Below are 23,440 nucleotides of genomic sequence, written 5' to 3'. Positions count from 1 at the left end.
TCACTTTTTCTCGCTGCTCCACTTGAGCACGCTCAGCAGCGAACTGTAGTCATCGCGCCAGACTTGCACCCCGGGGTCTATTGCAATCTGCCTGGCAACCTCCTTGATTTCAGCCTTGTCGAAGAAGCTGGGATCGGCACTCATCAAAACCCACTTCGACTCGACGACTCGACGATCGGTTTTCTTCGGCAGCACCAGAGAAGCGCCATAACCAATGCTGTCTGCGGCGGCTTTCACGACCTGATCGAGATTCAGGTACCTGTTGGAGACGTGAACAGCGAGCGCGCCGCCAGGTTTCAGGTGCTTCAGATAATTGAGGAATGCCTCCCGCGTCAGCAGATGGATTGGCACCGCATCCCCGGTAAAGGCATCCACGATAAGCAAGTCGAATTGTTGCGACTCCTCCTTTTCAAGACTGAGTCGGGCATCCCCCAGGATCACATCGGAGCGAGCGGCAGTCAGGTCCAGATAGCTGAAGTGGGATCTCGCCACATCCACCACGAGGGGGTCAATCTCGTACATGCGGAAATAATCGCCGGTCCGGCCGTAGGTCAGCAGCGTCCCCACGCCAAGACCGATAATGCCCACCCTCATGGGCCTTTCGTTCTGCAGGGCGAGCAAGGCACGGCCGACACCACTCTCGGGGACGAAGTAAGCCGTGGCCTCGCGTTGCCGCTTGGGCGTGGTGAATTGCCCGCCATGGACGATTTCGCCGTGCTTCAGAACCCGGATCGCTTCTTCTCCTGTTCCGCCGCGGACGACTTTGAGCCTTCCGTAAAAGTTTCTCACAACGAGTTCTGCACGTTCATGTTCTGTCCAATGGAGCGTCACGCGTATAGCGACGAGACTGACCATCAGCAGGCCTACAAAGCTCCAGGCCAGCACTTTTTGGTGGCGCTGCACATGTTTCTCTTCGCTGGTTGCCAGTGACCACACGACGAATGCCGTCAGAATCAAGCCGATCGACAGCTCGTACTTGTCATTGAACCAATAGGGCGCCAGTGCACCGATGAAAACCCCGCCCATGGCGCCGCCTGTGGCGAGCAGCAGGTAGTAGCTCGTCAGGTGCTCCGGATGGGGCTGCTTCATGGCGAGTTCACCATGGCAAACCATGCACACGACCAACAATGCGGCCAGGTGGATCGACAGGTTGACGAGCACCGGAATGTGACCGGCGAGGAACGGCATGCCCGCCACGGCAAATAGGCTCAGCAAGAGGAGCGGCCTAAAGATTCTGCGATCATAAATTTGCCGCTGCCCGAAGCAAATGACGAACGATAAAAGATATAAGGCCAGGGGAATGACCCAGAGCAGCGGGACGGGCGCGATGTTCTCGGTCAGGTGACTGGTGATTGCCAGGAGCAGCATCGAAGGACAGGCCGCAAGGCCAATCCAGACCATGCGGGTGCTGATGGTCAGCTGCGTCTTGGGCGGGCCAACTCGTAAAGGCGCTGCGCTCAAGCGGCTGCCACGCCAAGCCAACAAGCCCGATGAAACGATGAAGGCAAGAAAAAGCAGTGACCACAGCCAGGCTTGCCAACGCGTGGGCATGAGAGGCTCCACCGCCACGGGGTAGGAAAGAAGAGCAACCAATGAGCCCAAATTCGACAGCGCAAAAAGGCGATAGGGAACTGCGTCGGGTCGCTCTCTGGCAAACCATGCCTGGACCAGAGGCCCCGTGGTCGACAAGACGAAATAAGGCAAGCCAACGCTGAATGTCAGAAGAAGCAGGATGCGAACCGTAGGGTCCTCGGCACCGGTGGGCCGGAACGCTTCGTTCAGGCTGAGCGGAAGAAGCAACAGGCTGAGTAGCAGCAGGCCGATATGCACCATCGCCTGTCCACGATGGGACAGATAGGTCACGATCCAGTGCGAGTACAGATACCCGGCGAGCAGCAGCACTTGGAAGAAAAGCATACAGGTGGTCCACACCGATGCCGAACCGCCAAACCAGGGCAGAATCATTTTCCCTACGATGGGCTGCATCTGAAACAACAGGAAGGCGCCCAGGAAAATGGTCAGCCCGTAATGCACCGCCAAAATATGGGTCGAGAACGCGCCCGCGACTCGCGCGTAGGCCCATTCGTTGGTTCTTGTCGTCATGCGTTTCTCCAAGACTTTGCGATGCCGGTTCGCATCACAAGTATTGGGCACTCGCCGTCCGAAAAGAAGGGCGATGGGTCCCAGACCGGGAAGACTTTTGTCCCGTCCGAATGGGTGACAAACTAACTAGGGCGCGGATTCAAGCTCGACAGTTGGCGCGCGATCGCGCAGCGACTTGATCATGTCGTGGTTTCGCTGGGCGTCCTCGAACTGGCGCTGCACCATGGCGTGAATCTCGGGCGGCAGGTTCTGCTTGAGCGCCTTGCGGTATCGCTCGAGCGCGGCGTCTTCGCCCCGTTCACATTCCGTCAACATCGTCTCGTCGCTGGCTCCACCAAACAGCCCGCGTAGTTGAATCCACACCCGGTGCGCTGTACCGCCCACGCTGCCGCCTTGTTCGACCTGGCCGCCCAACCGCTCGATTTGTTCCTGCAGTTCGGCCGCGGCCTCGCGGCAATCCTGGGCCCGGCGCCCAAACAAGGCACTCAAGGCAGGTGTCTTGGTGTGCTCGGCTGCCTCGCGAAATCCCAGTTCTCCGTCGCGCGCGTTTTCCAGCAACTCATTGAGCGCGCCAATCACATCCTCGGGAGTGGCGCTGCCATCCGTCGTGAACTCTCGCGCGTTGTGCGCGCGCTGCCACGCTGCACGGCTGGCCGCACGAGCCTGCTCCCACGAGAGGCTCGAGACGCCCTTGCGCACGGTCCAGTCCGTGGCCATGACACATTCCGCGGTGTCGAATTCACCGCCATAGTCGTGATAACCGGTCCATCCGATTTCGTAGGCGGGGCTGTAATCCTCGAAGTGACGGCCCTCTTCGAAGTAGGGCTCGCGGATATGCATCTCCCGCCAATACTGAATCTCGCTTTCCGGCATGCCGGACAAGCGATTGCTGGGGGCGTGCGTCAATGGTCTCTCGTCGGCCATGGCTGCTCCTCTTGCCTTTGCGCACGGCACATGGTGCCTCCGGCAGCCGACATGAAAGCCGGAGAAAGCCTCGCCCCCGTGTAGGACTCGTACGACTCAGTGGGAGTGCGCCAATCCGCTTACCACGGTGACAAGGCCGATGCCGACCAGGAGCCACGCAATCTGCGCGGCAGTCTCGCGCGCTGTCAGGCGTTTCTGCAGCTGCGGAATAAGGTCGGCGAGCGCCACATATATAAAGCTGCTGCTGGCCACTACCAGGAAGTAGGGCAGATACTCCTGCAGCCGGTCCACCAACCACCAGCCGATCAGCCCGCCCAAAGCGGTGACGGCGCCGGCCAGCGATACCTTGACCAGGGCCGCGCGGCGGTTGCGGCTGCTCAAGCGCAGCACCGCCAGGTCGCCGATGTGGTGGGGCACTTCGTGCGCCAGCACTGCCAGCGCCGCCACCAGCCCCAGGCGTATGTCCGCCATGAACGCCGAGGCGATCAGGATCCCGTCGCCGAAGCAGTGGACACTGTCGCCGGTCAATACGGCCCAGCCACCCGAGCGCACCGGCGCGTGGGCGTGGTGGTGGCCATGGTCATGGCCGTGGTTGTGGCCGTGCTCGTCGTCATGATGGTGTTCGTGCCCGTGGTGCCACAACTCCGCCTTATCTAATAGGAAGAAGAACACCACGCCCACCAGCAAGGTGGAAAACAACTCCTTGGCGCCCGCCTGGCTCTCGAAGGCCTCGGGCAGCAGGTGCATGAATGCAGTGGCCAGCAAGGCCCCCGCCGCCAGACTGAGCAGGTGCTGCGGGCCGACGCCCCCGGGGCCGGTGTCGGGCCGGGCCAGAAAGCCCAGGCGCATCAAGCCGGCGGCCAGCCATACGCTGCCGATGCCCGCGGCCAAGGTCGCGATCAGGATTGCTATCAAAGTCATGGCTTGCGGACGCGCACCGGGACGGTGCGGCCTTTTCCCTCAAAATTCTTGCCGGCAAGAGGCCGGTTCTGGCTTTATCTTAGCAATCGTGTCAAGGCTGGCAGAATCCCGGCTTCATCACAGGAGCCAAAACATGCCGACCTTGCGCGTAGAACTCATGGAAGGGCGCACGCCCGAGCAGAAGAAGAAGCTGGTGAAGGCGCTCACGCAAGCAGTCGTGGAAACGCTTGGCAGCAGCCCCGAATCGGTGGACGTGCTGCTCTACGACATCAAGCGCAGTGACTGGGCCACCGGCGGCGAGCTCTGGTCCGAAAAGAAATAGGCGAAAGCCGGATCAGACCGCCTTGTCCAGGCTGTGCCTGGTGGCGAACGCGTAGAGATCGAGGCGGCTGGACAGGCCCAGCTTGCTGTAGATCGACGTCAGATGATTGCGCAGCGTGTGCTCGCTGATGCACAAGCGGCTGGCGATGACCTTGCCCGGCGCGGAGGCATCTCCGGCCACGGCCGCGATGGTTTGCCGCTCCCGGCTGGTGAGTGTCGCGATCTTTGACTTCTGCGGGTCGTTTCTCTGAGCGGCCTTCTGCCTTGCCATCTCCAGGAATATCCGGCCGGCCGCGCCGCGGTCGATCCACAGTTCCCCCTCGTGCACTTTCTCGATGGCCTTGAGCAGGATCTGAGGCGGCTCACACTTCTTCACGACTCCACGGACACCGGCCATCACCACCCGATCCAGCAGAGCCAGGTCGTGCGAGGCGGTCAAGACGAGTAGCTTGGCCCGCACGCGTGCCTGAAGGTCTGCCACGGCCTCGACGCCATCGACTCCATCGAGATCCAGCACCACCACGTCGACCGGCTGTCGTTCCAGCAGAGGCAGGCTTTCCGCCACGACGGATGCAGTGGACACCACCTCGAACTGCGGATGCGCGCCTCGCACCATTTGCTCCAAGCCCCACCGTATCAACGGCAAGGCAACTAGATGAACCTTGATAGAGTGAGCGTGACCAACTGGCATGCGGAGCCTCATGAGTTAGTAACAGAAGGTCCTGATCGTAATGAGCTGTGCCCGACCATGCGCAAATGTCGAGCACTTTTTTCAATTATTTTCATAACGCGCAAATAAAAGCAGGTAATACGCAATACCTTGCTACCCATTGCTAAAGGTTTCGTATGGAAGAGCCACAGGCCTCCTAGGACATTCGTCACGCAAACCCCGCGGCGGCTCCCGCCGCACGACTAGAAAATCAGGCGAAACAACCCAATACGCTAGACGGGCCGCGCACCACACTGATACGCATGTTCGAAGAACAGCGTATTGAACCCCGTGAACGCCTGGCACTGCCGATCAAGCTCGGCGATGGGCTCCGCGCCATCACACGAGACATCAGCCCGACAGGACTGTTCTTCGAATTCGAAGGCGAGCGCCCCATGCGGGGCCTGGTCGATTTCGAGATGCACCTCATCGAGGCGGGCATGAAGTTCACCTCCGTTGGCGAAATCGTGCGCATCGAATATCGCGCGGGCAGGACCGGGGTTGCTGTCCGGCTGATGGCTCCCCGGTTGGAGCTCATCAATGACGGCAAGGCGGGGGCCGACAGTGTCTGACTCACCTATGTCATTTGTCCCGGCCGCACCAAGTTGGCAAGGGCGCATGTACTACCCAAATCGGGACCGAAAACCCATGTCGGCCAAGACCTCGCCGCGCATATTTGGTTCTCGGCCAAACAACAACGAGCCTAACCAATGAGAACCGTGTCTGTCGATTACCTGCACCCACTGCTGGGCGGCCTGGCCGCCAATCCGGGCATCGCGCTGGTCGTGCTGGTGATCGCAGCCGCAGTCATTGACGTGCGCAGCTACCGCATCCCCAACTGGTTGTCCGTGGGCGGGATGCTGATAGGCCTGGCCTGGAACACTGCCGTGGCCCCGCAAGCCCTTACTGGCTTGCTGTGGGCTCTCGGCGGGCTCGCGCTGGGCTTGGTGGTGCTGCTGCCCTTCTACGCCTTGAAGGTGATGGGCGCCGGCGACGTCAAGTTGATGGCGATGGTCGGTGCGTTCCTTGCATTTCCCGGGATCCTGTACGCCATCGTGTTCACCTTCATCGCCGGCGGCGCCGTCGCCGTGGCGTTCGCACTCGCGCACAGGTCGGCCGGACGAATGGCCGGCAATGTAGGCGAGATCGCCCGCTATATGGCGTTCGGAGCGATCAGCGGTGTTCGGCCCACGGTGTCTCTCGCCGGGGGCCCGTCCATCGGGAGACTGCCTTACGGCATCAGCATCGCCATAGGAACCATCGCATACGTGGTGGCACAGCAACTGGGTTACGCATAAGGCCGCGACCCAAATTTCATGGAGTTATTGAAATGAAAAACATGAAGGCCATTGGATTGTTGATCCTCGCGATCATCACGGGCCTGGCTGCGGCCGTCTACGCGGCAAGCTGGATCGCCCAGCGCGGCAACATCGCCTCGACCAAGGTGGTGGTAGCGGCGGTCGACATGGAGCTCGGCAGCAAGATAAATCCGCAGATGGTCCAGACCGTGGATTGGCCCAGCAGTTCCCTGCCGGACGGCGCCTTCAAAGACGGGAAGGATCTGGAGGAGCGGGTGGTGAAGGTCAGCGTGCAGCGCGGAGAGCCCATTTTGGAGCGCAAGCTGGCACCGGCCGGCACGAAAGGCGGACTGTCGGCGGTCATCGCCGACGGCAAGCGGGCCATGACCGTACGAGTCAACGATGTGGTCGGCGTCGCAGGCTTTGCGCTCCCGGGCAACTATGTGGACGTGATGGTCAACACGCAGCAAGACCGCGGCAATGGCCAGCAGGCGAGCCAGATCAGCATGACCGTCCTGGAAAAGGTGCTGGTGCTGGCCGTCGCCCAAGAGGCCGGCCGCGACGACACCAAGCCCAAGGTTGTCAGTGCCGTCACGCTGGAACTCGCGCCCGGCGACGCGGAGAAGCTCGACCTCGCCCGGAGCGTTGGCACCCTTTCCCTGGTGCTGCGCAACCAACTGGACAAGAACAACGTCGTCACAGCGGGCATCACCCGCGACCAGTTACTCGGCCTCAAGCAAACGGCCATCACGCCGGTCGCTGCGACGGCCCGTCCGATCCCGGTGGCCACGCGCCCTGCTGCGCCCTCCCGGCCCATCGCGGTGGTCAAGGCGAACTGCGTCGAAGTGATTCGCAACGGGACGCTGGCGATGAGCTGCTTCTGAGCGGCACAACGCCCCTTGAAGAACAACAACCCAGGGAGAACCCAAGTGCCACTCAACTACCGTCAATCGGCTATCGCCTTCGCGGCCTCCACGGCCCTCGCAGTTTCCGCGTTTGCCCAGACACCGCGGCCCAGTAGCCCGCAAGCGACTGCGTCCGCAAGAGCCGCCACGACCGCGACACCCGCGCCGACGGTAGCGTCGACAGCGCTCAAGCCCTGCACCTCGGTTGCGGTGGATCCGCCCACGTATCTGACGCTCGGCAAATCGCAGGTCGTCCGGCTCAATTTCCCGGTGGCGCGGATCGTGGTGGGCGGAGGCGCAGGAAGCCGGGCGGGACGTCCTGTCCAGGCAGGAGCGCCGGCCGGCACGCCGGGCGCCGCACCGCCTCCCGCCCCCGAGCGCGGTGGCGGACAGTCAGCGGATGGCGTCGCCGATACCGAGATCACATTGCTCAGCCCGACCGAACTGTTCTTCCTGGGCCGCAAGACGGGGTCGATGAATATCGTCTTGCAGAGTGCTGAGGGCCGTTGCGTCGTCAAGGACATCATCGTCACGATCGATCCGGACACGCTGCAGGCCAAACTCGTCGAGTTGATGCCCGATGAGAGCCGAGTCAAGGTGCGGGGTGCGGAAAACTCGCTGGTCCTCACGGGCAGCGTCACCGATCTGGTGAAGCTGGACCAGGTGCTGAGCCTCGCCGCTTCCTACGCGGACACGAAGAAGGTGGTGAACCTGCTTCGCATCACCGCGCCGCAGCAGGTGATGCTCGAGGTAAAGATCGCCGAAGTCAGCAAGAGCCTGCTCGACAAGCTGGGCTCCAGCGTCAATGTATCGCGCACCGCCAGCGGCGGGCTCAATACCTACTCGCTGATCTCCGATTTCCTGAGTGGCGGCAGCGGCCTGGTGCAGGCCTTGCGGATCGGCCGCGGCGTCCTCAACATCGACGGCCAGAAAAACGACGGGATTGTGCGGGTTCTGGCTGAGCCCAACATCATGGCGATCAGCGGGCAGGCGGCAAGCTTCCTGTCGGGCGGAAAAATCTTCATCCCGGTAGCGCAAACTCCCTCCGGCACCAACGGCATCACAACCATCACGCTGGAAGAAAAGGAATTCGGCGTGGGCCTCAAGTTCACGCCCACGGTGCTGGACGGCCGGGTCAATCTCAAGGTCATTTCGGAAGTGTCCGAGCTGTCGCAAACCGGGACGCCCTTCACGACCTTCGGCGGCGTCACCGCAGTCCTCCCGTCGATGACGACGCGCCGGGTGGATACCACGGTCCAACTAGGCGATGGGCAAAGCTTCGTCGTGGCCGGCCTGATCAAGAACAACATCACCGAAGCGGTCAACAAGTTTCCCGGCCTGGGCGAAGCACCGGTGGTTGGCGCGCTGTTCCGCTCTAGCGAATTCCAGAACGACCAGACCGAGCTCATGTTCGTGGTCACACCCCGGCTGGTCAAGCCGATTGGGGCGACGAACATCATGGTCCCCACCGACAACCACGTCGTCCCCAGCCGCACGGACCTGATGCTGAACGGCAGGGTCGAAGGAACGTCACCCACTCAACCCGTGACACCGTAATCAGAGAGAACGCCATGAAAAAACTCTTCATTGCTCTTGCACTCGTCCTGTTCGGCGGCTGCGCCAGTTCGCCGACACCCAACTACGACGCGAAGTTCGGCCAAGCGGTACGCCAGGCGCGCCAGATGATGATCATCAATCCGAACGCGGGTAGCAACCCGGACCCGATCGCCGGCATGGACGGCGTAGCGGCGAAGGAGGCAGCAGGCCGGTACCACGAATCGTTCAAGGCACCGCCTCCTGTCACGAACGTGATCAACATCGGCGGGGCTATCGGCGGCGGCGGCCGTTGACCGAACGATATTCCCAGCGCCTAACTTCAACCCCAGGGACGTCGCCCACAGACGGCAACAACCCAGAAAGGAGAGAAAGCACCATCCAAGACGACTGCCATACCCCCTTCTCTTTTCCCTTCACTTCAACCATTTTTTTTCAATTCAAGGTGAATCAATGAACAAGCTTTTCAACTCCATCCGCTCCTTTGCCATCGAAGAAGACGGCGCCCAAGTGATCGAGTACGCGCTGATCATCGCAGTGGTATCGATCGCGCTGGTGATCTTGCTGAGCGCACTGAACAACTCGGACATGAACACCTTCATCGACCGCGTTGGTAACTGCCTGACGATTGTGAACGGCTGCAAGTAAGTGTCCGGCTCGTGAAGGGGGTCCGCCTGACGACAGTCGGGCTCCCAACACGACTCACCTTCAACAAAAAACGTATCGCCAGCTTCATGTGACGGGTGACCCAAATGATGAAAGTCCTCAAATCCATCCGTTCCTTCGCGACCGATGAAGACGGCGCACAGGTTCTCGAGTACGCCCTGATCATCGCGGTCTTGTCGGTTGCGTTGGTCCTGACGCTGAAGCCACTGGTGAATTCCGGATATTTCGGCACCTTCCTTGCCCGCTTGGGCGCTTGCCTGACGACTGCTACCTGCATCTGAGAGACGCACACCCCTTTTGGAGCACCACAATGAACAACACCAATCGCCATCGCCAAAGGGGCGCCGTGATCATCACGGTGTGTCTCATGCTGCTGTTCCTGCTCGGCTTCATGGGGATCGCGCTGGACTTTGGTCGTCTGTTCATCGTGAAAACCGAGTTGCAGACCGCCATGGACAGTTGCGCCCTGTCGGCGGCCGGTGAGCTCGACGGACTCGCGGATTCGATCAATCGAGCCGGTAGCGCGGGCGAAACCGCAAGCAGTGTCAACCGGGTCAACCTGCAGTCGGGCAACTGGGACGGCAAGACCAAGCTCGCCGCGGCCGACATCATTTACCGGGACACGGCCTATCAGGTCACCACCAATCCCGCTCTTGCCAAGTACGCCGAGTGCACCCATACCCAGCCAAGCGTCCAGATGTGGCTGCTCCATATCCTGGGCGCCGTTTCCGGCAACACCACGGCTGCCCCGAGCGTGCGTGATGTGGCCGCGAGGGCCGTGGCCACGCGCGGCAGCACCCAGACCACCTGCCCGATCCCCGTCGCGCTCAAGCCCAAGACGACGGGCTGTGCGGGCGGCAATTGCGGCGCCCCGAACTACGGCTTCGCGGTCGGCGAATGGGTGACCCTACTGATGGGTCAAAACGTCGCCCAGGGAGGAGAGATCGGCTGGGCCAATCTGGACGGATCGAACAACGCCTCGGAAACGGAACGCGAAATGCTTGGCAGCTGCGGCACCCGGGTGGGCGATACGTTGGGAACACCGGGGGTGCAGACTGCGATCGCCGACGCCTGGAACTTCCGGTTTGGCATCTACAAGAACAGCGGCAACCCAGCCGTTCACCGTCCGGATCTCACGGGCTATGCCTATACCGCCAACAATTGGCCGAGCACTTTCAACGCATACGACGGCGCACCCGGCTCCGACCCGACCGGCACCGCGGCAAACTTCGTCACCAAGCGGCAAGACTTCGCATCCTGCGCGAATCAGGACCCGCGCACCAACAACCAGGCGGTCACGGTGTGCGAGGGCATCATCGCCCGGTCGCTCAACAGCTTCCAGAAGCTGGCGGCGCCTGGAGCCGCCGTCACGGGCGGACACCGCACCTACGGAATCAGCCGGCGCATCGTGCTCGTTCCGGTGATCAACCCATCGTCCAACGTCATCGACTACGCCTGCATGTTGATGCTGCAGCCGCTCAGCATTCCGATGACGAACGTGCAGCTGGAATACAGAGGCAATCCCTCCGCGCCCGGCACCCCCTGCACGACCTCCGGGATTCCAGGCGGCGTGGCCGGCCCGCTGGTTCCCGTCCTGGTGCGATAGGAGGACGCATGAACAAGTCACACCGCGGCGTTGCACTGGTCGAATTCGCACTAATGCTTCCTATGCTGTTGCTGCTAACAGTCATCACGACCGAATTCGGGCGGGCCATTTACCAGTACAACACCTTGGCCAAGTCGGTACGTGATGCGTCAAGGTATCTTTCGATGCAGACGCCCGGGACCCAGATGACCCAGGCGCGCAACCTGGTCGTCCATGGAAACCTGGCCGGTACCGGCCCTGTGCTGGTTGATGGTCTCAACGGGTCGAACGTGCCGAACCCCACCTGGCAAACCGCGGGGGCCGATCCGATCATCACGACCGTGACGGTCCAGGTCAGCGGATATACGTTCCGGCCGATGTTTTCGAGCGTGCTCGGCGTTCAATTCTTCTCAGGCGGCGGCATCACGTTCTCCGACATCCGAGCGACCATGCGCAGCCATGTAGAGCCCGTTGCACCATGAACCTGGCACCACTATGAAACCGAAACAATCAGGCGCCACCATCGTCGAGTTCATGTTGGTGCTGCTCCTTTTTTTGATGTTCACGTTCGGCATTCTGGACTTCGCGCGCATGCTTTTCACCTGGAACGCGGCTAACGAAGCCACGCGCGCGGGTGCCCGCTATGCGGTGGTCTGCGACCCCACCGGCGGCGAGGCCGACGTGCTGGCCACGATGCAGGGAGTGCTGCCGGATATCAGCACGATCAGTGTCGTATGGACACCTCCGTCCTGTGACCCGACAACCTGCATAGGCGTCACCGTCAGCATCACCGGCCTCAACTTCCAGTGGATCGCGCCGATGCCCGGATCCGCTTCCAAGTTGATACCAATGCCCCAGTTCTCCACATTCCTGACGCGCGAGGTGATGCGCCAGGACCCGAACAGCAACGCCATCTGCTCATGATTTAGAGGAGTTTCCATGAAAATCGTAGTGATCTCACCCAACAAGAATCACCTGGAGGCCATAGGAGGCGCGCTCCAGGGCCAGGGCCACACGGTCCTGCGCTTCGAAGGCGGCAAGAGCCGAATGCGCGAAATCGCCGAGCAGGAATTGCCCGAGCTGATGCTGGTCGACGGCATGTGCTGCGACACGCACGAGCTGGTGCATGTGGAACACGTGACTTCGCATCATCCAACCACCGCGGTGATCCTGCTTTGCTCCACCAATACGCCGGAGTTCCTGATCAACTCGATGCGCGCGGGAGTGCGCGAGGTTCTGCCCTCCCCGGCACCGGCGGCAGCTCTTGAGGCTGCGGTGAACCGGGTGGCAGCCAAGCTCGCAGGCGTTGCGGGACGCCGCCTGGGCAAGGTCCTGGCATTTATGTCTTGCAAAGGCGGCAGCGGCGCTACTTTCCTGGCCACCAACCTCGGCTGGCAGCTGGCGGAGACCAAGTCGGTACTGCTGATCGACCTGAACCTGCAGTTCGGCGACGCTCTCTCTTTCGTGCATGACGGAAAGGCGCCATCGACTCTCGCCGATGTGGCCAAGGACATTGGCCGCCTGGATGGCTCGCTACTCGCCGCGACCACCGTGAAGGTCGCGCCGAACTACAGCGTTCTTGCGGCGCCCGAAGATCTGGCCCATGCCATGGAGGTGAAGCCCGAGCACATCGAGGCCATCCTGAGCGTTGCTGTGACGCAGTACGACTTCGTCGTGCTCGACGTCTCGCGCGTGCTGGACACGTTGACCATCAAGGCCCTGGATCGCGCATGGCGCATCTTTGCCGTGTTGCAGTCCGGGCTACCCGACCTGCGCAACGCCAGCAAGCTGCTGGAGGCCTTCAGGTCGCTCGGCTACCCCGGCGACAAGACGGAGCTGATCATCAATCGCTTCGAAAGAACCAGCGAGATCGGCATCGAGCAGGTGCAGCGCTCACTGGGCAGCGTCCGTCTCAACACCGTGCCCAACTCGTGGAGGGAGGTGGTTGCGTCCATCAATCACGGGGATCCCTTGATGCGCAGCGCTCGCACTAATACGGTATCCAAGCACCTGGCCGACCTTGCGCTGATGATCAGCCCGAAGCAGCAGGAAGAAAACCGCGGCGGCCTGCTGGGCCGCATGTTCAGGAGAAGCTGAAATGTCGAGCATTCAACCTATCGTGACCCGGGTCGAGCCGACCATGACGTCGCTTCGCGCGAAGCTCAACGGCGGCGCTGCAGCCGAGTTTGCGGCGCCGGCGCCTGATGCCCCAGCAGCCGAGTCGTACAAGGCGTTGAAGGGCCGCATCCACCTGAAGCTACTGGAGATCGTCGACTTGCTCGCGTTGGAATCGCTGGCACCCAACGCCCTGCGGCAGGAGATCGCCACCATGGTCGAGCGCCTGCTTCAGGAAGAGCAGGCTGTCATCAATGACGCGGAGCGTGTTTCACTCATTCGCGACATCCAGCATGAAATGCTGGGATTCGGCCCTCTCGAATTGCTGATGGCGGATCCGGCGGTTTCGGACATCCTGGTCAATTCCTACCGGCAGGTTTATGTGGAGCGCAGGGGCCTCCTGGAGCTGACCAACGTCACTTTCACGGACGAAAAGCACTTACTGCGGATCATCGACAAGATCGTCTCGTTGGTCGGGCGTCGCATCGACGAGTCGAGCCCCATGGTGGACGCGCGCCTGCCGGACGGCTCGCGGGTCAACGCCGTGATTCCACCGGTCGCCATCGACGGTCCGATGATGTCGATCCGCCGATTCGCATTCATTCCGCTGAAGATGGAAAACCTGGTGGCCGAGCCACTCAAGACGCTCACCCCCGAGATGGCCGGTATGCTGCAAGGCCTCATCAAGGCGAAGGTGAACGTCCTCATCTCGGGAGGGACCGGCGCCGGCAAGACGACGCTGCTGAACATTCTGTCAGGTTACATCCCCGAGCAGGAGCGGGTGGTGACGATCGAAGACGCAGCCGAGCTCCAGATGCAGCAGCCGCACGTCGTCCGCCTGGAAACGCGCCCCATGAACATGGAAGGCAAGGGCGAGGTAACCCAGCGCGCCCTGGTACGCAACGCATTGCGGATGAGGCCCGACCGGATCGTGATCGGCGAGGTTCGCGGAGCCGAGGCGTTCGACATGCTGCAGGCGATGAACACCGGCCATGAAGGCTCGCTCACCACCATTCACGCCAACACGCCGCGCGACGCTATCGCGCGGCTGGAAAACATGATCGGGATGGCCAATTTGAACCTGCCGCACAAGGCTGCCCGCCAACAGATCGCTTCGGCCATCACCCTGGTGATCCAGGTCCTGCGCATGGTCGACGGGCGCCGTAAGGTGATGAGCATCCAGGAGATCACCGGCATGGAAGGCGAAGTCATCACCATGCAGGAAATCTTTACTTTTCGGCAGACCGGCCTGAGCTCCACCGGCATGGTGGAGGGGTACTTCCAGGCCACCGGCGTTCGGCCGAAGTTCAGCGAGCGCCTGAAGGCATTCGGCGTGGTCCTGCCCGATGCCATGTTCGATCCTACCCGGCACTATCAGTAAAACCAGGAGCTGATCATGCTCAAGACTCTCGCGGGCAATGACTTCCTCATCGTTACGGTGTTGGTATTCGTCGCCATCATGCTGGCGCTGGAAAGCCTGTACCTCATGTGGCGCGCGCAAAAAGGACCTGAAGCCCGAAAGTTCCACAACCGCCTTCGGGTTTTGACGGCTGTCAGGGACATAACCCCGGAAACCCAATTGCTCAAACAGCGGCTTCTCAGCGATCTGCCTCCGCTGGAGCGCCGGCTGCAAAGCCTTCCACGGGTACGCGGGCTGGACCGGTTCCTCCTGCAGTCCGATGTGGGTTGGAGCGTGTCCAGACTCATTCTCACCTGCATAGCCGCGGCCGCTGGAGGCTGGGTCGTCGCGGTTTCGGTGGCTCACCAGAGCCAGCTGGTTGGAGCAGTGGCAGCTGCCGTGCTGGGCGTAATCCCGATATGGTACGTGAGCCTCAAACGCGAGAAACGCCTCAAGAAGATCGAAGCTCAGTTGCCGGACGCCCTGGATTTGATCACCCGGGCGCTACGCGCGGGCCATGCCTTCTCCTCCGGTTTGAAAATGGCAGGGGAAGAAATGGCAGAGCCCATCGCTGCCGAGTTGCGGATTGTGCACGACGAAGTCAACTTCGGCGTGTCGCTGGAGCAGGCTCTGACACACCTCAGCGATCGGGTGCCTCTTACGGACCTGAGGTACTTCGTGGTGGCGGTGCTGATACAGCGCGATTCGGGCGGCAATCTGACTGAAGTCCTGGGCAATCTGAGCCGGCTCGTTCGCGAACGCGCCAAGCTGATGGCCAAGGTCAAGGTGCTGTCGGCCGAAGGTCGACTCTCGGCATGGATTCTCGCCATCATGCCGTTTGCGCTGGCCGGACTCCTGAACGTGATGAATCCCTCGTTCATGAGCCGACTGTGGACGGACCCCATCGGCATCTCGATGATCAAGTATCTGCTGGTGATGATGGCGATGGGCGTCCTCGTGCTACGCCGGATCGTTCGAATTCGCGTCTAGGAGGCCGCCATCATGATGACAATCTCAGCTCTCGTTTTTCTCGCCGTCTCCTTTGGGTTGGCCGCGGTATTCCTGTGGGTCGTGCCCTCCCGGACCGAGCAGCGGCTGCAAACCATCTCCACGGCAGGAGGACCGCTCGAAAAAAACCAGTGGACCGAATCGGTTCTCAAGGTAGTTGGGCCCCTTGCCAAGCTATCGGTGCCGACCGGCGAGTGGGAGACGTCTCCTTTGCGCCTGCGCTTCCTGAACGCGGGCATTCGCCATCAGGACGCGCGGCTCTTCTACTTTGCCGCAAAGACCTTCCTGCCGCTTTTCTTCTCGACGCTCGCTTACGTTTCGCTGCGCGGCGCGAGTCAAGGGCTGACGATGCTGTTCTACGTGCTGATGGCGGCATTGATCGGCTGCTACCTTCCGAACCTGCTGCTGCACCTGAAGATCAAGTCACGGCAACGCGAGATATTCGAGAACTTTCCCGACGCCGCAGACCTGATGCTGGTCTGTGTAGAAGCAGGCCTGGGTCTGGACGCAGGACTGACCAAGGTGACGGAAGAAATCAAGCGCAAGAGCGAGGCCCTGGCCGAAGAACTACACCTCACCAACCTGGAGATGCGCGCGGGCGCCACGCGCGAAAAATCACTGCGCAACCTGGCCCTGCGCACCGGCCTCGAAGAGATCGGCACCTTTGCCACCATGCTGACACAGGCTGACAAGTTTGGCACCAGTATTGGCGAATCCCTTCGCGTTTTCTCCGACGACCTGCGTCACAAGCGCCAGGTTCGTGCCGAGGAGAGCGCGGCCAAGATTCCGACCAAGATCCTCTTTCCGCTGGTGTTCTTCATCTTTCCCTCGGTGATCATGGTCATCCTGGGGCCCGCGGTCATCCAGATCATTCGCACCATGATTCCGTTGCTGGCCGGAACAAAATAGATGACGCAGGCCCATGAACTGACCTCTCCTGCAGTTGCAGGAAAAAGCCACGCGGGCAGGGGCGCCTCCTGGCTTTTTTCCTGGCCGCTGCTGGTGGGCATGGCGGTCTACCTGTTCAGCATCTCCCAAGGCAGGAAGCTGCTCCAGGATGGCGACACCTTGTGGCATATCGCGGCCGGCCAGTGGATACTGCAGCACGGCGCGATCCCCACCCATGACGTCTACTCGCACACCATGCGAGGCGCCGCCTGGACGGCGCACGAGTGGCTCGCCGAGATCATCCTGGCTGTCGCTCATCAAGCTGGCGGGTGGCCCCTGCTCGTGGCCATCACCGCATTGGCGTTTGCCGCGACGATTGCGCTGCTCACGCGCGCCCTGCTGAGATGGCTGGAGCCGATCTACGTCTTGCTGTTCGTCATGCTGGCGGTGGTCATGACGGTGAGCCACCTGCTCGCCCGGCCCCATGTGCTGGCCATGCCGTTGATGATGGTCTGGACCATCGAACTGGTGCATGCCAGCGAAGCCAACCGCGCACCGCGCCTGTGGCTGCTGCCGGTGATGACGTTGTGGGCTAACCTGCATGGCGGGTTCACTCTCGGTATTGCGCTGGCCTTCGCTTTTGCGTTCGAAGCGTTGCTTGCGGCCAGGCGTGAGCAACGGCTCGCCGTCAGCGCGAAATCCTGGGGGATTTTCCTGGTGCTGGCGGTGGGGAGCGCCCTTCTCACGCCGCATGGCGCACAAGGCCTCTGGTTCACGTGGCAGACCTTGTTCGAGAGCAGCTACGCCCTGGAACGTATTGGAGAGTGGCGGTCGCCCAATTTCCAGAAGTTCCAGCCTCTGGAGCTCTGGTTGCTGGGCGGACTCGCACTGGCCATGTACCAGGGATTGCGCCTTCCCCCCATCAGGCTGGCGCTGCTCCTGGTCCTGCTGCATCTTGCCTTGAAACACATCCGCAACGTCGAGCTGGTAGGACTGCTGGCTCCGCTGATCGTGGCCGTGCCCCTTGCAGCGCAGTGGCGCCAGGCGCAGCAGGCGAAGCAGCAACTGGAAGGCGTCGACCGCTTCTTTCGCAAGCTGGCTCAGCCAGCCGGCGATGGCGCCGTTTTTGTAAGCGTGCTGGTACTCGTGGCGGCGACGCTCTGGCTGGCGCGCATCCGCCCGGTCGAGCCTCCAGTGATGGCCGCCCCGGTGCTCGCCGTGCAGGCGGTACAGAAAGCGGGCATCAAGGGGCCCGTGCTGAACAGCTACGGCTGGGGCGGCTATTTGATCTACGTGGGCATTCCACCCTTCATCGATGGCCGGGCCGACGTCTACGGCGACAACTTCTTCAAGCAGTACAGCGAAGCGCTTGAACTCAGGTCGTCCGACGGCCTGCCGAACCTGCTCGCCAAATACAAGGTAGCCTGGACGCTGCTAAGCCCTGACAGCGCCGGGGTTGCCATGCTGGATCACCTGCCGCAGTGGCGCCGCCTCTATTCGGACGAATCCGCGGTTGTGCACGTGAACATGAATCCGGAAACTGCGCCCCAACAACCCGGCGCAATCAAGTGAAGGGAATGCAAGATGCCCACCCTCACGTCCTTTACTTCACCAAGGCAAAAGAAGATTTCCATCATCGTTCCCTTCTTCAACGAAGGCGGCGGCGTGGAGGTTTTTCACAAGGCCCTGGGGCCTGTGCTGGCAGGAATACTGAACTATCAGGTCGAGATCATCTGCGTCGATGACGGGAGCACGGACGACACGCTCGCAAGGCTGGTGGCCCTGGCGAGGCTGAGCCCGCAGTACAAGATCATCGAGTTGAGTCGAAACTTCGGCAAGGAAGCCGCACTGACCGCGGGCTTGGATAGCGCCGTCGGCGACGCGGTGGTAGCAATCGATGCGGATCTGCAGGATCCTCCTTCCCTGATTCATCAACTGGTTCACGTGTGGGAGAACGGCGCCGACGTGGTGCTGGCCCGGCGAGCCGACCGCAGCACCGACGGCTTCCTCAAGCGTAAGAGCGCGGAATGGTTCTATCGCCTGCACAACGTCGTTGCCGACATCGCCATCCCGCAAAACGTAGGTGACTTCAGGCTCATGGACCGGCGTGTGGTCGAGGCGCTCAAACGACTGCCCGAACGTCAGCGATTCATGAAGGGCCTGTTCTGCTGGGTCGGCTTCAAGACCGCCGTACTGGATTACGATCGCGCGCCCAGGGCCGTCGGCACCTCGAAGTTCGCGGGGTGGAAGCTATGGAATTTCGCCATCGAGGGCATCACGAGTTTCAGCACCACGCCGTTGCGGATCTGGACCTATGTCGGGTTTGTCAGCGCGATGCTGACGGCGCTGTACGCTGCCGTGGTCTTCATCAGGACGCTGCTGTTCGGCATCGAACTGCCGGGCTACGCGTCCCTGATGATCGTCATCCTTTTCTTCGGCAGCCTTAATCTCATCAGCCTGGGATTGGTCGGTGAATACATCGGGCGAATCTATATCGAGAGCAAGCAGCGCCCGATCTACATCATCAGGAACAAGTACGCCGGGGAAGCTCTTGCACGCGTGGCCAAGCCGGGCACCGGCCGGCGGTTGCGCAGTCGTCTGGGCCGCGGCGACACGTCGCCACTGAGCGTCAGGGAAGACCACATAAAGGCCGCAGCATGAGGGGGGCAACCATGGACATCAGAAGCGACACGGCAATTGCAAGCAACCCTCTGTTCGAGCTCCAGCAGACGCTCTATTCGTCCAGCAACTACACGAGGCGCCGGCTGCACCAAACCCGTTTGCAGTGGGTGACCAAGGCGATTGCAACCCATGCTCCGGCGATTCCGGCCTCCAGCGCGCTGGAGTACGGGCCTGGTTCGGGCATCTACCTGCCGATCCTGGCCCAGCATTGCGCCGAGGTCACAGCGGCCGATATCGAACAGGCGTACTTGTCGCAGATCCAGCCGCTGGCAAACGAGATGAAGCGCCTGAAACTGGTGGTGGATGACATCCAGGACTCCGGGATCGAAGACAACTCCTTCGGCCTGGTCTTGTGCAGCGAAGTGCTCGAGCACGTCCCGGATCCGGAACGTTCCCTGAAAACGCTGTACCGCATTCTCAAACCCGGCGGCATAGCCATAGTGACGACTCCGCAGCGCTATAGCCTGATGGAGCTTTCCTGCAAGGTTGCGTTCCTTCCCGGCATCATCCAGTTGGTGCGCCGCATCTACCGTGAGCCGGTTCTGCCGACCGGACACATCAGCCTGCGCACGCACAGCGCATTCAATGCCGCCATCGAGGACAGTGGATTCGTGTTCGTCGAGCACCGAAAATTCGGCCTGTATCTGCCCGTGTTGGCGGAATTCGGACGTGATTGGGGCGGGCGCGTCATTGAAGCGCTGGAGGACCGCCTCAGCAAGACACCGCTGAACCAGCTTTTCTGGACCCAGGCTTACGTACTGCGTAAACCCCGCGCATGACGGCACTGCTGTCCATCAAGCTGGTGCGTTATGCCGTGGTTGGCGCTTTGACGCTGGCCATCTACCTCGCATGCGGCGAGGTTGCGCATGGGCTCGCGCTGCCTCTGATCTGGCAAGCGTCCTTGCCTTTCATCGCCGCGGTCGCCTTCAACTATGTCTTGCAACGGGTTTGGGTCTTCGAGGACTCCAGGCCAACTGCTTCCAGCCTTCCCAAATACGGGGTCATGATTGTCATTGGCTACGTGATCAATCTTCTCGCCCTGGTCGCACTCTCGCCCCGAATGCCCCTGGTCATGGCCCAACTCACGGCGGCCACTCTCGTGGTAATCTCAAATGCCTTTTTTTCTTTCTTCTGGGTTTTCCTGACGCGCGGGGGTGGAGCCAACACCAGCGAGGCGAAAAACTCGGGATCATTTTGATAGGCCCGTCCGAAACCATGCCAGAACCGATGCCCTTCCGGCTTGTCCTCAGCGTGCTGCTTCTGCTAGGACTGTCAGCCTGCGCCAGCGAGCCACCTCGCCTGCCCGAGCCGCGCTGCCGGGCGGCCGGCGCCGAGTCTGAATTGGGCAAGACCGTGGACGACAAAGTGGCCGACGACGCGCGCTATGCCGCGGGTGCCATGCGCACACGGGTGATCCGGCCAGGCCAGGCCGTGACAATGGATGCGGATCCGCAACGCCTCAATATCGAGGTGGATGAGACCGGCCGAATCCGCAGGCTGCGCTGCGGTTGACCCGAAAGGCGCTAGTGCGCCTTTTCCCAGTTCTCCCCAATCCCTATCTCCGCCAGCAGCGGAACGCGCAACTCCGCGACGCCGGCCATGATGCGGGGGATTTCCGTTCGCAACCATTCCACCTCGTCCTCGGGCACCTCGAACACCAGTTCGTCGTGCACCTGCATGATCATCCGCGTCCTGCGCCCTTCTGCATCCAGCACGTCCTGCACCTTCACCATGGAAAGCTTGATGAGGTCGGCCGCGGTGCCCTGCATGGGCGCGTTGATCGCCTGGCGCTCGGCGCCGCCCCGGCGCGGGCCGTTGGGTGAATTGATTTCCGGCAGGTACAGGCGCCGGCCGAACACGGTTTCCACATAGCCCTTGCTCTTGGCCGACAGCCGCGTCTCGTCCATGTAGTTCTTGACGCCGGGATAGCGCTCGAAGTAGCGCTGGATGTAGTTCTTGGCCGCCGTGCCGTCGATGCCCAGGTTGCGCGCCAGCCCGAAAGCGCTCATGCCGTAGATGAGGCCGAAGTTGATCACCTTGGCATAGCGGCGCTGCTCGCTGCTGACCTGGTCGGGCGCAACGGCGAACACTTCCGCCGCCGTGGCCCGGTGCACGTCCATACCTTCCCGGAAAGCCCGCATCAGCGCGGCGTCTTCGCTCAGGTGCGCCATGATGCGCAACTCGATCTGGCTGTAGTCGGCGCTCGCGATCTTGTGGCCGGCGGGCGCAATGAAGGCCTCGCGCACGCGCCGGCCTTCCGCCGTCTTCACGGGGATGTTCTGCAGGTTCGGGTCGTTGCTGGACAGGCGCCCGGTGATGGCAACCGCTTGCGCGTAATGCGTGTGCACGCGGCCCGTCTTCGGGTGGGCCATCTGGGCCAGCTTGTCGGTGTACGTGCCCTTGAGCTTGGACAAGCCGCGGTGCTCCAGGAGCTTGGCGGGCAGCGGGTAGTCCTCCGCGAGCTTCTCCAGCACTTCTTCGTCGGTGCTCGGCACACCGCTAGGCGTTTTCTTGGTGACCGGCAGGCCCAGCTTGGTGAAGAGGATCTCGCCGATCTGCTTGGGCGAGCCCAGATTGAAAGGCTGGCCCGCGAGGTCGTGCGCTTCCTTCTCCAGCTGCATCATGCGTTGGCCCAGCTCGGCGCTTTGTTTGGCCAGCATGGGGCCGTCGATCATCACGCCGTTGCGCTCGATCCGGTACAAGGCCTCGCTGCTCTTGATCTCCAGGTCGTAGATGAAACTCAGCTTGCTGTCGGCCTGCAGCTTGGGCCACAGCGCCAGATGCACATCCAGGGTCTGGTCGGAGTCTTCACAGGAGTACTCGGCGGCTTTTTCCACGGACACCTGCGAGAACGGGATCTGGTGAGCGCCCTTGCCGGTGATGGTTTCGTAGTCGATGCCGCTGCGTCCCAGGTGGCGTTCGGCCAGGCTCGCCAGGCCATGCGGCTTGTGCACCTCCAGCACATAGCTTTGCAGCATGGTGTCATGGTCGTAGCCCTGCACCTCGATGCCGTGGTTGGCGAACACATGGCGGTCGTACTTGATGTGCTGGCCCAGCTTCTTTTTCTGCGGATTCTCCAGCCAGGGCTTGAGCCGCGCCAGGACTTCGTCGCGCGGCAACTGCTCGGGCGCATCGCCGTAGCTGTGGGCCAGCGGAATGTAGGCGGCCTCGCCCGGCTTGACGCTGAACGAAAGGCCGACAATCTCGGCCAGCATCTCGTCGAGCGAACTGGTCTCGGTGTCGATGGCAGCCAGCTCCGACGCCTCCAGGCGCGCCAGCCAGTCGTCGAACTGCGCCCAGGTGAAGATGGTGTCGTAGTGCAGGTTGGCGGCCTGCGACAGGCCCGACAGGTCGGGCTCTTCGAACAGGTCGCCAGCCCCAGCGCCCACCTTCTTCTTGCTGCGGTGCTCCGCGATCAGCTCGGGCGGAACTTCGTGGATCTCGAGCTGCTTGAACAGTCCCTTCAAGCCGTACTTCTCGTAGAAGGCCTTCAGCGCCTCCGTGTCCTGGCCCCCCGTGACGGCGATATCGTCCAGCGAAGGCAGGCCCGGGATGTGGTCCTTCAGGTCGCAATCCTTCTTGATCGTCAACAGCTCGCGGCCCTTGGGCAGCCAATCCAGCGCCCGGCGCAGGTTCTCGCCGACGGCGCCCTTGACCTCATGAGCGCGGGCCACCAGTGCATCGAGCGATCCGTATTCCTGCAACAGCTTCACCGCCGTCTTGGGACCGACCTTGTCGACGCCCGGCACGTTGTCCACCGAGTCGCCGACGAGCGTCTGGTAGTCCACCATCAGCCGGGGCGGCACGCCGAACTCGGCCTCGACCCCGGCGAGGTCGCGCTTGCGGTCGTTCATGGTGTCGATCACCGTGACGTTCTCGTTCACCAGCTGGCTCAAATCCTTGTCGCCGCTGGAGATGACGGTCTGATAGCCGTGTTCCGTGGCCATGCAAGCGAGCGTGCCGATCACGTCGTCGGCCTCCACGCCCGGCACGTTCAGCACCTTCCAGCCGAGCAGGCGCACCACCTCATGGATGGCGTCCACCTGCGAACGCAGGTCGGGCGGCATGGCCGAGCGGGTGGCCTTGTATTCCGGATAGATGACGTCGCGAAACGTCGGGCCGGGGGCGTCGAAAACGCAGGCCACGTAGTCGGCGCGCACGTCCTTGCGCAGCTTCTGCAGCATGTTGATCATGCCGCGGATGGCCCCGGTGGCCGGGCTGGTCGGGTCGCCCGGCACCGCCCGCAAGTCCGGCATGGCGTGGAAGGCACGGTACAGGTAGCTGGAACCGTCGACCAGCAGCACCACTTTGGGCGGCTGGTCCTGGGGGATTTCCTGTTGGGTCGGCGCATTCATGGGGGGC

Annotated in this window: 25 protein-coding genes; 20 read left to right on the top strand and 5 right to left on the bottom strand. The window is 61.9% G+C overall.

The window, feature by feature from the left end; all coding sequences use genetic code 11:
* The 3 genes from HNE04_RS07590 to HNE04_RS07580 form a co-directional block, all read right to left on the bottom strand.
* Nucleotides 1-2,103 carry a fused MFS/spermidine synthase gene (locus tag HNE04_RS07590; RefSeq protein WP_172217928.1) on the bottom strand — a complete coding sequence of 701 codons (2,103 nt, stop codon included), beginning with the start codon at nucleotides 2,101-2,103 and terminating at the stop codon, nucleotides 1-3.
* A 126-nt stretch (nucleotides 2,104-2,229) separates the two neighbouring features.
* Nucleotides 2,230-3,027 (bottom strand): PA2169 family four-helix-bundle protein, encoded by a 798-nt coding sequence (locus tag HNE04_RS07585; protein WP_172217927.1) that lies wholly within the window; start codon nucleotides 3,025-3,027, stop codon nucleotides 2,230-2,232.
* Nucleotides 3,028-3,123: 96 nt separating this feature from the next.
* Nucleotides 3,124-3,948, bottom strand: coding sequence for a ZIP family metal transporter (locus HNE04_RS07580; protein WP_172217926.1), 825 nt, complete (start codon nucleotides 3,946-3,948; stop codon nucleotides 3,124-3,126).
* Here HNE04_RS07580 and HNE04_RS28285 point away from each other — a divergent pair.
* Complete coding sequence (locus tag HNE04_RS28285; protein ID WP_328700279.1) at nucleotides 3,905-4,270, top strand: 4-oxalocrotonate tautomerase; 366 nt, start codon at nucleotides 3,905-3,907, stop codon at nucleotides 4,268-4,270. The genes HNE04_RS07580 and HNE04_RS28285 overlap by 44 nt on opposite strands.
* 12 nt (nucleotides 4,271-4,282) lie before the next feature.
* Here HNE04_RS28285 and HNE04_RS07570 read toward each other — a convergent pair whose 3' ends face one another.
* Nucleotides 4,283-4,960 carry a response regulator gene (locus HNE04_RS07570; RefSeq protein WP_172217925.1) on the bottom strand — a complete coding sequence of 226 codons (678 nt, stop codon included), beginning with the start codon at nucleotides 4,958-4,960 and terminating at the stop codon, nucleotides 4,283-4,285.
* A 281-nt stretch (nucleotides 4,961-5,241) separates the two neighbouring features.
* Here HNE04_RS07570 and HNE04_RS07565 point away from each other — a divergent pair, with 281 nt between their 5' ends.
* The 19 genes from HNE04_RS07565 (at nucleotide 5,242) to HNE04_RS07475 (ending at nucleotide 20,590) form a co-directional block, all read left to right on the top strand.
* Nucleotides 5,242-5,550 carry a PilZ domain-containing protein gene (locus tag HNE04_RS07565; protein WP_172217924.1) on the top strand — a complete coding sequence of 103 codons (309 nt, stop codon included), beginning with the start codon at nucleotides 5,242-5,244 and terminating at the stop codon, nucleotides 5,548-5,550.
* Nucleotides 5,551-5,688: 138 nt separating this feature from the next.
* Nucleotides 5,689-6,276: an A24 family peptidase gene (locus tag HNE04_RS07560; RefSeq protein ID WP_172217923.1), complete on the top strand. Its 588-nt coding sequence runs from the start codon at nucleotides 5,689-5,691 to the stop codon at nucleotides 6,274-6,276.
* Between the two features lie 32 nt (nucleotides 6,277-6,308).
* Nucleotides 6,309-7,160, top strand: coding sequence for a Flp pilus assembly protein CpaB (cpaB, locus tag HNE04_RS07555; protein WP_172217922.1), 852 nt, complete (start codon nucleotides 6,309-6,311; stop codon nucleotides 7,158-7,160).
* Nucleotides 7,161-7,205: 45 nt separating this feature from the next.
* Nucleotides 7,206-8,738, top strand: a complete 1,533-nt coding sequence (locus HNE04_RS07550) for a type II and III secretion system protein family protein (protein WP_328700278.1) — start codon at nucleotides 7,206-7,208, stop codon at nucleotides 8,736-8,738.
* Between the two features lie 14 nt (nucleotides 8,739-8,752).
* Nucleotides 8,753-9,031 (top strand): hypothetical protein, encoded by a 279-nt coding sequence (locus HNE04_RS07545; protein ID WP_172217921.1) that lies wholly within the window; start codon nucleotides 8,753-8,755, stop codon nucleotides 9,029-9,031.
* A gap of 157 nt (nucleotides 9,032-9,188) precedes the next feature.
* Nucleotides 9,189-9,383, top strand: a complete 195-nt coding sequence (locus tag HNE04_RS07540; RefSeq protein ID WP_172217920.1) for a Flp family type IVb pilin — start codon at nucleotides 9,189-9,191, stop codon at nucleotides 9,381-9,383.
* Between the two features lie 104 nt (nucleotides 9,384-9,487).
* The gene (locus tag HNE04_RS07535; RefSeq protein WP_172217919.1) at nucleotides 9,488-9,682 is read left to right on the top strand and encodes a Flp family type IVb pilin; all 195 of its coding nucleotides are present in this window, start codon (nucleotides 9,488-9,490) and stop codon (nucleotides 9,680-9,682) included.
* Nucleotides 9,683-9,711: 29 nt separating this feature from the next.
* The gene (locus HNE04_RS07530) at nucleotides 9,712-11,007 is read left to right on the top strand and encodes a pilus assembly protein TadG-related protein (protein WP_172217918.1); all 1,296 of its coding nucleotides are present in this window, start codon (nucleotides 9,712-9,714) and stop codon (nucleotides 11,005-11,007) included.
* Nucleotides 11,008-11,015: 8 nt separating this feature from the next.
* Complete coding sequence (locus tag HNE04_RS07525; RefSeq protein WP_172217917.1) at nucleotides 11,016-11,468, top strand: TadE/TadG family type IV pilus assembly protein; 453 nt, start codon at nucleotides 11,016-11,018, stop codon at nucleotides 11,466-11,468.
* 13 nt (nucleotides 11,469-11,481) lie between these two features.
* On the top strand, nucleotides 11,482-11,910 hold the full coding sequence (locus HNE04_RS07520) for a TadE/TadG family type IV pilus assembly protein (protein WP_172217916.1): 429 nt from the start codon (nucleotides 11,482-11,484) through the stop codon (nucleotides 11,908-11,910).
* Nucleotides 11,911-11,925: 15 nt separating this feature from the next.
* Nucleotides 11,926-13,083 (top strand): AAA family ATPase, encoded by a 1,158-nt coding sequence (locus HNE04_RS07515; RefSeq protein ID WP_172217915.1) that lies wholly within the window; start codon nucleotides 11,926-11,928, stop codon nucleotides 13,081-13,083.
* Nucleotides 13,084-13,126: 43 nt separating this feature from the next.
* A complete protein-coding gene (locus tag HNE04_RS07510; RefSeq protein WP_172218124.1) occupies nucleotides 13,127-14,482 on the top strand; it encodes a CpaF family protein in 1,356 nt (451 codons plus the stop codon).
* Between the two features lie 15 nt (nucleotides 14,483-14,497).
* Nucleotides 14,498-15,490: a type II secretion system F family protein gene (locus tag HNE04_RS07505; protein ID WP_172217914.1), complete on the top strand. Its 993-nt coding sequence runs from the start codon at nucleotides 14,498-14,500 to the stop codon at nucleotides 15,488-15,490.
* 12 nt (nucleotides 15,491-15,502) lie between these two features.
* Nucleotides 15,503-16,417, top strand: a complete 915-nt coding sequence (locus HNE04_RS07500) for a type II secretion system F family protein (RefSeq protein WP_172217913.1) — start codon at nucleotides 15,503-15,505, stop codon at nucleotides 16,415-16,417.
* Complete coding sequence (locus HNE04_RS07495) at nucleotides 16,418-17,968, top strand: hypothetical protein (RefSeq protein WP_172217912.1); 1,551 nt, start codon at nucleotides 16,418-16,420, stop codon at nucleotides 17,966-17,968.
* A 12-nt stretch (nucleotides 17,969-17,980) separates the two neighbouring features.
* Complete coding sequence (locus HNE04_RS07490; RefSeq protein ID WP_172217911.1) at nucleotides 17,981-19,057, top strand: glycosyltransferase family 2 protein; 1,077 nt, start codon at nucleotides 17,981-17,983, stop codon at nucleotides 19,055-19,057.
* An 11-nt stretch (nucleotides 19,058-19,068) separates the two neighbouring features.
* Nucleotides 19,069-19,857, top strand: a complete 789-nt coding sequence (locus HNE04_RS07485) for a methyltransferase domain-containing protein (protein ID WP_172217910.1) — start codon at nucleotides 19,069-19,071, stop codon at nucleotides 19,855-19,857.
* Entirely contained in the window at nucleotides 19,854-20,276 is a 423-nt protein-coding gene (locus tag HNE04_RS07480; RefSeq protein ID WP_172217909.1) for a GtrA family protein, read from the top strand. The genes HNE04_RS07485 and HNE04_RS07480 overlap by 4 nt, the downstream gene beginning before the upstream one ends.
* Nucleotides 20,277-20,305: 29 nt before the next feature.
* Nucleotides 20,306-20,590, top strand: coding sequence for an I78 family peptidase inhibitor (locus HNE04_RS07475; protein WP_172218123.1), 285 nt, complete (start codon nucleotides 20,306-20,308; stop codon nucleotides 20,588-20,590).
* 11 nt (nucleotides 20,591-20,601) lie between these two features.
* Here HNE04_RS07475 and polA read toward each other — a convergent pair whose 3' ends face one another.
* Nucleotides 20,602-23,433, bottom strand: coding sequence for a DNA polymerase I (polA, locus tag HNE04_RS07470; protein ID WP_172217908.1), 2,832 nt, complete (start codon nucleotides 23,431-23,433; stop codon nucleotides 20,602-20,604).
* Between the last annotated feature and the right edge of the window lie 7 nt (nucleotides 23,434-23,440).

The organism is Caenimonas soli (genome assembly GCF_013155545.1).
Classification (GTDB): Bacteria; Pseudomonadota; Gammaproteobacteria; order Burkholderiales; family Burkholderiaceae_C; genus Ramlibacter; species Ramlibacter soli.
Note: the sequence above shows the minus strand (reverse complement) of the source record. Positions and strands in the feature narration are given on the sequence as shown.

Excerpts from the sequence above, each read along its gene's own strand:
- HNE04_RS07515 (WP_172217915.1), top strand. The coding sequence starts at position 11,926 with ATGAAAATCGTAGTGATCTCACCCAACAAGAATCACCTGGAGGCCATA.
- HNE04_RS07560 (WP_172217923.1), top strand. The coding sequence starts at position 5,689 with ATGAGAACCGTGTCTGTCGATTACCTGCACCCACTGCTGGGCGGCCTG.
- polA (WP_172217908.1), bottom strand. The coding sequence starts at position 23,433 with ATGAATGCGCCGACCCAACAGGAAATCCCCCAGGACCAGCCGCCCAAA.
- HNE04_RS07545 (WP_172217921.1), top strand. The coding sequence starts at position 8,753 with ATGAAAAAACTCTTCATTGCTCTTGCACTCGTCCTGTTCGGCGGCTGC.
- HNE04_RS07495 (WP_172217912.1), top strand. The coding sequence starts at position 16,418 with ATGACGCAGGCCCATGAACTGACCTCTCCTGCAGTTGCAGGAAAAAGC.
- HNE04_RS07475 (WP_172218123.1), top strand. The coding sequence starts at position 20,306 with ATGCCCTTCCGGCTTGTCCTCAGCGTGCTGCTTCTGCTAGGACTGTCA.
- HNE04_RS07485 (WP_172217910.1), top strand. The coding sequence starts at position 19,069 with ATGGACATCAGAAGCGACACGGCAATTGCAAGCAACCCTCTGTTCGAG.
- HNE04_RS07590 (WP_172217928.1), bottom strand. The coding sequence starts at position 2,103 with ATGACGACAAGAACCAACGAATGGGCCTACGCGCGAGTCGCGGGCGCG.
- HNE04_RS07540 (WP_172217920.1), top strand. The coding sequence starts at position 9,189 with ATGAACAAGCTTTTCAACTCCATCCGCTCCTTTGCCATCGAAGAAGAC.
- HNE04_RS07510 (WP_172218124.1), top strand. The coding sequence starts at position 13,127 with ATGACGTCGCTTCGCGCGAAGCTCAACGGCGGCGCTGCAGCCGAGTTT.
- HNE04_RS07530 (WP_172217918.1), top strand. The coding sequence starts at position 9,712 with ATGAACAACACCAATCGCCATCGCCAAAGGGGCGCCGTGATCATCACG.
- HNE04_RS07490 (WP_172217911.1), top strand. The coding sequence starts at position 17,981 with ATGCCCACCCTCACGTCCTTTACTTCACCAAGGCAAAAGAAGATTTCC.
- HNE04_RS07505 (WP_172217914.1), top strand. The coding sequence starts at position 14,498 with ATGCTCAAGACTCTCGCGGGCAATGACTTCCTCATCGTTACGGTGTTG.
- HNE04_RS28285 (WP_328700279.1), top strand. The coding sequence starts at position 3,905 with ATGCCCGCGGCCAAGGTCGCGATCAGGATTGCTATCAAAGTCATGGCT.
- HNE04_RS07480 (WP_172217909.1), top strand. The coding sequence starts at position 19,854 with ATGACGGCACTGCTGTCCATCAAGCTGGTGCGTTATGCCGTGGTTGGC.
- HNE04_RS07525 (WP_172217917.1), top strand. The coding sequence starts at position 11,016 with ATGAACAAGTCACACCGCGGCGTTGCACTGGTCGAATTCGCACTAATG.
- HNE04_RS07580 (WP_172217926.1), bottom strand. The coding sequence starts at position 3,948 with ATGACTTTGATAGCAATCCTGATCGCGACCTTGGCCGCGGGCATCGGC.
- HNE04_RS07500 (WP_172217913.1), top strand. The coding sequence starts at position 15,503 with ATGATGACAATCTCAGCTCTCGTTTTTCTCGCCGTCTCCTTTGGGTTG.
- HNE04_RS07570 (WP_172217925.1), bottom strand. The coding sequence starts at position 4,960 with ATGCCAGTTGGTCACGCTCACTCTATCAAGGTTCATCTAGTTGCCTTG.
- HNE04_RS07565 (WP_172217924.1), top strand. The coding sequence starts at position 5,242 with ATGTTCGAAGAACAGCGTATTGAACCCCGTGAACGCCTGGCACTGCCG.
- cpaB (WP_172217922.1), top strand. The coding sequence starts at position 6,309 with ATGAAAAACATGAAGGCCATTGGATTGTTGATCCTCGCGATCATCACG.
- HNE04_RS07520 (WP_172217916.1), top strand. The coding sequence starts at position 11,482 with ATGAAACCGAAACAATCAGGCGCCACCATCGTCGAGTTCATGTTGGTG.
- HNE04_RS07585 (WP_172217927.1), bottom strand. The coding sequence starts at position 3,027 with ATGGCCGACGAGAGACCATTGACGCACGCCCCCAGCAATCGCTTGTCC.
- HNE04_RS07535 (WP_172217919.1), top strand. The coding sequence starts at position 9,488 with ATGATGAAAGTCCTCAAATCCATCCGTTCCTTCGCGACCGATGAAGAC.